At 66.7% G+C, this 6,637-nt stretch carries 5 protein-coding genes; 3 read left to right on the top strand and 2 right to left on the bottom strand.

The features are described from left to right. A partial coding sequence (locus tag VMJ70_16100; GenBank protein HTO92654.1) for a hypothetical protein occupies nt 1-1,256 on the bottom strand: 1,256 nt, incomplete at its 3' end. A gap of 392 nt (nt 1,257-1,648) precedes the next feature. Here VMJ70_16100 and VMJ70_16095 point away from each other — a divergent pair. Together VMJ70_16095 and VMJ70_16090 are read left to right on the top strand one after the other, a co-directional pair. Continuing rightward, the gene (locus VMJ70_16095) at nt 1,649-1,966 is read left to right on the top strand and encodes a hypothetical protein (GenBank protein HTO92653.1); all 318 of its coding nucleotides are present in this window, start codon (nt 1,649-1,651) and stop codon (nt 1,964-1,966) included. A gap of 5 nt (nt 1,967-1,971) precedes the next feature. Beyond that, nucleotides 1,972-2,544: a thioredoxin family protein gene (locus tag VMJ70_16090; GenBank protein ID HTO92652.1), complete on the top strand. Its 573-nt coding sequence runs from the start codon at nt 1,972-1,974 to the stop codon at nt 2,542-2,544. 97 nt (nt 2,545-2,641) lie between these two features. Here VMJ70_16090 and VMJ70_16085 read toward each other — a convergent pair whose 3' ends face one another. Continuing rightward, nucleotides 2,642-3,232 (bottom strand): trypco2 family protein, encoded by a 591-nt coding sequence (locus VMJ70_16085; protein HTO92651.1) that lies wholly within the window; start codon nt 3,230-3,232, stop codon nt 2,642-2,644. 291 nt (nt 3,233-3,523) lie between these two features. On the opposite strand from VMJ70_16085, the gene VMJ70_16080 reads away from it, so the two are divergent. Next, nucleotides 3,524-6,637, top strand: a 3,114-nt coding sequence (locus VMJ70_16080) for a VCBS repeat-containing protein (protein HTO92650.1), incomplete at its 3' end; no start/stop codon positions are given.

The raw sequence follows: 6,637 nt of genomic DNA, 5'->3' as shown, positions 1-6,637 counted from the left end.
GCATCGCGCCCGTTCCAGGTGACCTGCGAGCGCCCGGCCGGTTGCCAGGCGTCCAGCAGCGAAGCGACCCGGCGCCCGGTCACGTCGCGGATCTCGATCGCGACGCGTGCGGACTGAGAGAGGCGATAGAACACCGAGGTTGCCACCTGAAGCGGATTCGGCTCGATGGCGAGGATCTCGATCGCGCGGGTGGAGCGAGCTTCCGATTGCACGGCGACGTTGCCCGGGGGCGTGAGCAGATAGATCGCCGGCGCCAGGTAGTCGGCGATCAGCAGGCGGCCGTTGGCGTCGGGCAGAATGTCGGTGGGCCCGGCAAAGCCGGCGATGAAAGGCGAAACGGCGCCGGAAGCCGGATCAATCTTCGCCACGTCGCGCCCGATCACGATCGTGGTGTCGGTCGGGCCGAACTCCGCGAGCAGGATCTGCCCGGCATCGGGCCCGCTCGGAACGAACGCGAAACCGGTCACCGCCGGATGGAAGCCGAGGTTCGAGATCGGCGCGAGCGTCGCTCCGCCGCCGCCCGGCTGGCCGGCGGGCGGAAACTCGCCGCGCGCGCCGACCGGAACCGGCCCGTAGAAGAAATCCGGCGTGTCGATCGGATAGCGATTGCAGGAGGAACAGGTGGTGCAGAGGCTCGCCCCGTTGTCGCTCGTCCACACGTTGCCTATCGGATCCACGCGCAGGCCGAACGGATTGCGGAAACCGTAGGCATAGCGCCGCAGGAGACCGTCGGAAACCGCGGAGTTGATGAAGGTGAGCGAATCGGGCAGCGCGTTGGCGCCCGGCGAATAGTCCACCTGATCGAGGTCGCCGATCCGCGCGATCACGCCGCAATAAATCCGCTCGCAGCTCGGCAGCCCGCCGTCCGAGCGCGTGCCGATGCTGGCGTAGAGCGAGGCGCCGTGGACTTGCAGCTGATCCACCATGTGCTCTTTCAGCGGAATGCCGCGCACGAAATCGACGCGGTCTTCGAAGAAGCCGTCGTGATCGAGATCGCGCAGCCGCGCGATGCGGCCGTCGCCCGCGCGATTGACCGACACGTAGAGATCGGCGTCGCGAAACGCGAGCCCGAGCGGGTAAGTGAGTCCGCTCGCAACGCGATAAGGATTCGAGAGCGTGCCGTCGGCCGCGAAGTCGTAGCGCATCACGTCGCCGCCGTCGGGGCGAACCGCGAACAGGTGCGTGGCGTCGCCGGGCATGAAGGCGAGCTGGCTGATGTTGGCGACCAGGCTGTCGGGCAGCGCCGCGCTGATCACCGCCAGCGCGTAGCCCGCCGGTGGCGCGCCCGGGCTGGCGCGCGCGGCGGTGGCGGCCGAGCTCAGCAGCGCGAGCGTTGCGGCAATTCGGAAGGCCCTCGTACTACCTCCTCACCACGTTCCCGGCCGGCGCGCAAGCCGTTCGCGCTCAGCCGCACGAAGTAGACGCCCGGGCCGACGTGGCGCCGGGCAGGGGCCGGGCTCGGCGGATGCACCGATACGGGCGGGCGCGGGAGCCTGTGTGGGGTGCCGGAATTGTCCCGCCGCGCCCGGAGACGGGCAACGGAAATGTGACAATGTGTGACGCGGGAAATCGAGGGGCGGGCCGTGGTAGCCTCCTTCCCCGCGCTGCACACCGTTCCTTTGGAGCACCCCAGACCTCGGAGGCAGTGATGATCGTGATTCGCGAGGTGATGTACTGCAAGCCTGGCAAGGTCCGCCCGCTGGTCGAGAAGTTCGTCGCCATGGCCAAGCTCGGCGAGAAAATGGGCATGGGCAAGATGCGCGTCATGACCGACGTGAGCGCCGAGCGCTACTGGACGGTGGTCGCCGAAATGGAGACGCCGAGCCTCGAAGCGTTCGAGAAGATGATGGCGGGCCAGATGGATCCGAAGAACGCTGCGGCGGAAAAAGAAATGGAAGAGATCATGAAGGGCTATCACGACCTCGTCGACTCGGGTAAGCGCGAGATCTACAAGGTGGAGGGCTGATTCCGGTGGCGGCGACTCCTTCGAACATGCTGGCGCTCGGCACGCAGCTGCCCTCGTTCACGCTGCCGGACGCGGTGAGCGGTCGTATGCTCTCGTCCCGCGATTTAGCCGGGGCAAGGGCCACGCTCGTGATGTTCATCTGCAACCACTGCCCGTTCGTGAAGCACGTGCTGCCGGAGATCGGGCGCCTCGAGCGCGACTACGCGGGCCGCGGCCTGGCGCTCGTCGCGATCAACTCGAACGACGTGGTCGCGTATCCCGACGACTCGCCCGAACACATGAAGGCGCTGGCGCTCGAGCAGGGCTGGAAGTTCCCGTTTCTGTTCGACGATTCGCAGGAGGTGGCGCGGGCGTTCCAGGCGGCCTGCACGCCCGACTTCTTCCTGTTCGACGCAACGGGCGCGCTGGCCTACCGCGGCCGGATGGACGAGACGCGCCCCAAGACCGAAGCGGTCGCGACCGGGCGCGACCTGCGCGCGGCGCTCGACGCGGTGCTGGCCGGAACGGCGCCCGCCGCCGATCAGCACCCGAGCATCGGCTGCAACATCAAGTGGAAGGTGGTCGCGGCGCCGCATTAGGCGGGTTCCACCGATCCGTGAGTTCCAGCAAACGCTGAAGCCGGCGCGCATCCGCCCGCGCCGGCTTCGCGCGTTCCCGCGAAGGATCGCTGCCCCCTCAGCTCTTGTCGGCGAACACCAGCTTCACAGTTTGAACGGTGTTCTTGTTCTTGTCGCCCGAGAGTCCCACCGTCACGATCGAAATCGTGGGGCCAGCGGACCCGCTGCCCTCCACCTTCACTCCGTATTGCAGCTGGACCGTCAGCTGGCTGAACTTGAGATTCCCCACTGTGGCCGAGCCCTGAACGGCATGCGCGGCCGCCTTGATGGTCTTGACCAGATCGTCGGCCAGAGTCGGCGGCGGAGGGCGCTTCGGTCCCTTTTCCAGCGCAATGAGCGGCGGCGGCAGCTTGTAGGTGAACGTGACTTCGTTGGTCACGTCGTTCTCGTGGGAGGCCCCGATCTTGAAGATGAAGAGCGAGATCGTCCCACCGACCGTGGTTGCCGATGTGGCTTTGAAATCGAAATCGGCCTCGGCAAGTGGAGGCAGCTTCTCCGCGCCGCTCTCGGCTTGATAGCGATCGAGAGCCTTCTGGACCTGATCGATCACTCGTGCAAGAGCGACGGTGTCGGTGGGCGCGGAATCGGCCCACGCCATTCGACTCCCCAAGACCAGCAGCGACGCGGTGATCAGAACGCGAATGCGCATGGCTCCCCCTCCCCGAATGAGTAACGGCGCGAACTCCGGTCCGGCCACGCGCGGGGGGTACTCCGCGGCCGGGCGCATCATAGCCGCCCGACGTTCGCGATCAAGAATTTCGTCAACCATGTCGGAGTCTAGCCGGCTTGATTCGCAAGAGCCGATACCGGATGGCCCTGGACCGTGACAAACTCCCGCTTCGCAGGTTCTGTATTGATGAGGTCGGGGCCCATCTCCGGGCGTCGGCCCCGGCCGTCCTTCCTCGGCGACGACCCCACCACACCCTCCCCGGGAGTCACCATGCCGTCCGCCGTCCGCCGCTCCGCCTGGAAATCCCCCCCGCTTCCACTCACGCTCCTCACCGCGGGCCTGTTCACGATCTTCGCCTCCGGATCGGCCATGGCATTTGGCCTCGGCGTTCGCGTGGACTACCCGGTCGGCCCGAATCCCGCGGCGCTCGTGATGGCCGACATCAACCAGGACAATGCGCCGGACTTGATCACCACCTCCAACTACTATGGCGGGATCATGGTCAGGCTCGGAGACGGTGCCGGAAATTTCGGTCCCTTCTACGCCTACGGTCACGGGAGCGGGACCTATGGTCTCGCGGTGGCCGACCTGAACGGGGATGGCCGGCTCGACGCGGTGTATACGAACGCTTCCGCCAATAATGTCTCGGTTCTGTTGGGCGATGGCGCCGGCGGTTTCGGCCCGAACGCCGACTACGCGACGAGCGCGACTCCCTACTGGGTGGCCATCGTCGATCTCAACATGGACGGCCATCCGGACCTGGTCGTGGCGAACAACAACGGGCAGAACGTCTCGGTGCTGATGGGAATCGGCAATGGCACGTTCGCGCCGCGCGTGGATTATCCGTGCGGCGCTTCGACCTACCCGGTTTCGGTCGCGGCCGGCGACGTGAACGGCGACGGCTATCCCGACGTGGTGGTGGCAAACAGCAACGCCAGTTCGGTGAGCGTGCTGCTGGGGAACGGCCAGGGAACGCTTGCCCCGTTCACATCGTACCCGACCGGCAACGCCCCGTTCAGCGTGGCGCTTGGCGATCTGAATGGTGACGGCCTTCCCGACATCGTGACGTCCTCCTTCTACGCCAGCTCGGTCTCGGTGTTGTTGAACAATGGAACGGGTTTCAATGTGAACGTCGACTACACCGTGCCCAACAACGCGCAATCGATATGCATCGCCGATCTCAATGGCGACGGCCTTCCGGACATCGCGACCACCAGCACGGCGAGCAACGTTGTTTCAGTGCTGGCGAACAACGGCAGCGGAGCGTTCGGCGCGTTCACGAGCTACGCGGTGGGCGCGTACCCGACGGCGGTCGCCGCGGCCGATGTGAACGGCGACGGAGCACTCGACCTCATGGTCGCGAACTACAGCGCCGCTACTGTTTCCATGCTGCTGGGAGCCCAAGAGGCGTTCCCGTTTCCGACCATCTCATACGGCACCGGCGGTTTTCCCCAGGATGTGAAGTTCGCGGACCTCAACGGTGACGGCAGGATCGACATGGTGGTCGCCAACTCGAACTCGAACTCGGTCTCGGTTCTGCTCGGGCTGGGGGGCGGATCGTTCGGTCCGCGAAACGACTTTGCGACGGGCCAGAGTCCCGTCGGAATCGCGGTCGGCGACTTCAACGGCGACGGTCGGCTCGACGTGGCCACCGGGAACAACAATGGGGTGAATCTCTCGGTGTTGCTCGGCAATGGCTCCGGTGGGCTTGGCGCGAAGACCGACTTCGCGACCGCGGTCGCGCCCAAGGGCATCGCGACCGCCGACCTCAACAACGACGGTCATCTGGACCTCGTGGCTCCCTGCGGCTCGGTGGTCTCGGTCCTGCTCGGAACCGGAACCGGCACCTTCGGCGCCAAGACCGATTTCGCGACCGGCACGGGCTCGGCGGGAGTCGCGATCGGCGATTTGAACGGCGATGGCCGGCTGGATCTGGTGACCGCGAACAATGGCGCCGCCACCGTCTCGGTGCTGCTGGGCAATGGCGCCGGATCATTCGGCGCGAAGACCGACTTTGCGGTTGGAACCACTCCGACCTCGGTGGCGATCGGCGACCTGAACGGGGATGGCATTCCCGACGTGGCGACCGCCAACGTCACTCCTGGCACGGTCTCCGTGCTGCTCGGCACCGGCACCGGCACGCTTGCTTCCCGCGTCGACTATCCCGCAGGCGTCGATCCGACCACGGTTGCGCTGACCGACGTTGACGGGGACGGCCGTCTGGACCTCCTGGTCGTCAACGGCGGAACCGGGACGATCTCGGTGCTTTCCGGAAACGGCAGCGGGGCATTCGGGCCGCAGTCGGTCTACGCCTCAACCTCGCACCCCATGGGACTCGCGATCGGCGACCTGAACGGCGATGGCCGTCCCGATCTGGCGACGGTCAGCACGAATTTCAACCAGGTGGTGCTGCTCACCAGCCTGATTCCCACCCGGCTCACGCTGAGTGTCAGCCCGAGCCCATCCATCGTCGGCGGAAGCGTGGTCTATACGGCAAACGTGACGGCGGTTCCCGCCGGTGCCGGGCCGGTCAACACCGGCATCGTGTACTTCAGCGACGGCACGACCCGCATGCAGGGCGCGTTTGTACACAACGGAGTAGCTGCCGTCTCGCAGCCTGCGTCCTTCCTCGGCGATCGGACGATCGCCGCCTTCTACGGCGACAACATCCGCTACCTGAACAGCATTTCGGCGGCGCGAAACCTGCGCGTGGCGTCGAGCGGCGGTCCCTTGATCACCGGCATCACCGACATCCACCCCGACCAGGGCGGTCAGGTGCGACTCCAGTTCGCGGCCAGCGCATTCGACTACTACGGTTCACCCACGCCGATCACCCAGTACTACGTCTATCGCCGCGGCGGCGTGCCGGCGATCCTGGCGCAGCCGGGCGGTGAGGCGCGGCTGGTGGCCACGTCCCCGGCGGTGACGCCGGCCGCGCCCGCCCATGCCGAGCTGGCGGGCTGGGATTTCCTTTCCACGATCGCCGCCACCACCGACGGTCCCTACCTCGCGGTCGTTCCCACGCTCGCCGACTCGAACGCGTCGGGATTCCATCGCACCACCTTCATGGTGCGCGCGGCGACGGCCACGCCCGGCGTGTTCTACGATTCGCCGCCCGATTCGGGGTACTCGGTCGACAATCTGCCGCCCGCCCCGCCTGCGCCGTTCCTCGGCGCCTACGCCGGCGGCGCGACGCATCTTCACTGGGGCGGCAACACCGAGCCCGACTTCTGGTACTACCGCGTGTATCGTGGCGCTTCTGCCGGCTTCACGCCTTCGCCCGGCAATCTGATCGCCACGCGCAGCGACACCGGCTACGTCGACGCGGGCGCCGCCGGCGGCTACTACAAGCTCTCGGCAGTGGACGTGAACGGCAACGAGAGC

It is taken from the genome of Candidatus Sulfotelmatobacter sp. (genome assembly GCA_035498555.1).
Classification (GTDB): domain Bacteria; phylum Eisenbacteria; class RBG-16-71-46; order RBG-16-71-46; family RBG-16-71-46; genus DATKAB01.
This window is presented reverse-complemented; position numbering and strand designations above follow the sequence as displayed.

What these genes read in the sequence shown, in the direction of transcription:
- VMJ70_16095 (HTO92653.1), top strand. Translation starts at nt 1,649, where the DNA reads ATGATCGTGATTCGCGAGGTGATGTACTGCAAGCCTGGCAAGGTCCGC.
- VMJ70_16085 (HTO92651.1), bottom strand. Translation starts at nt 3,232, where the DNA reads ATGCGCATTCGCGTTCTGATCACCGCGTCGCTGCTGGTCTTGGGGAGT.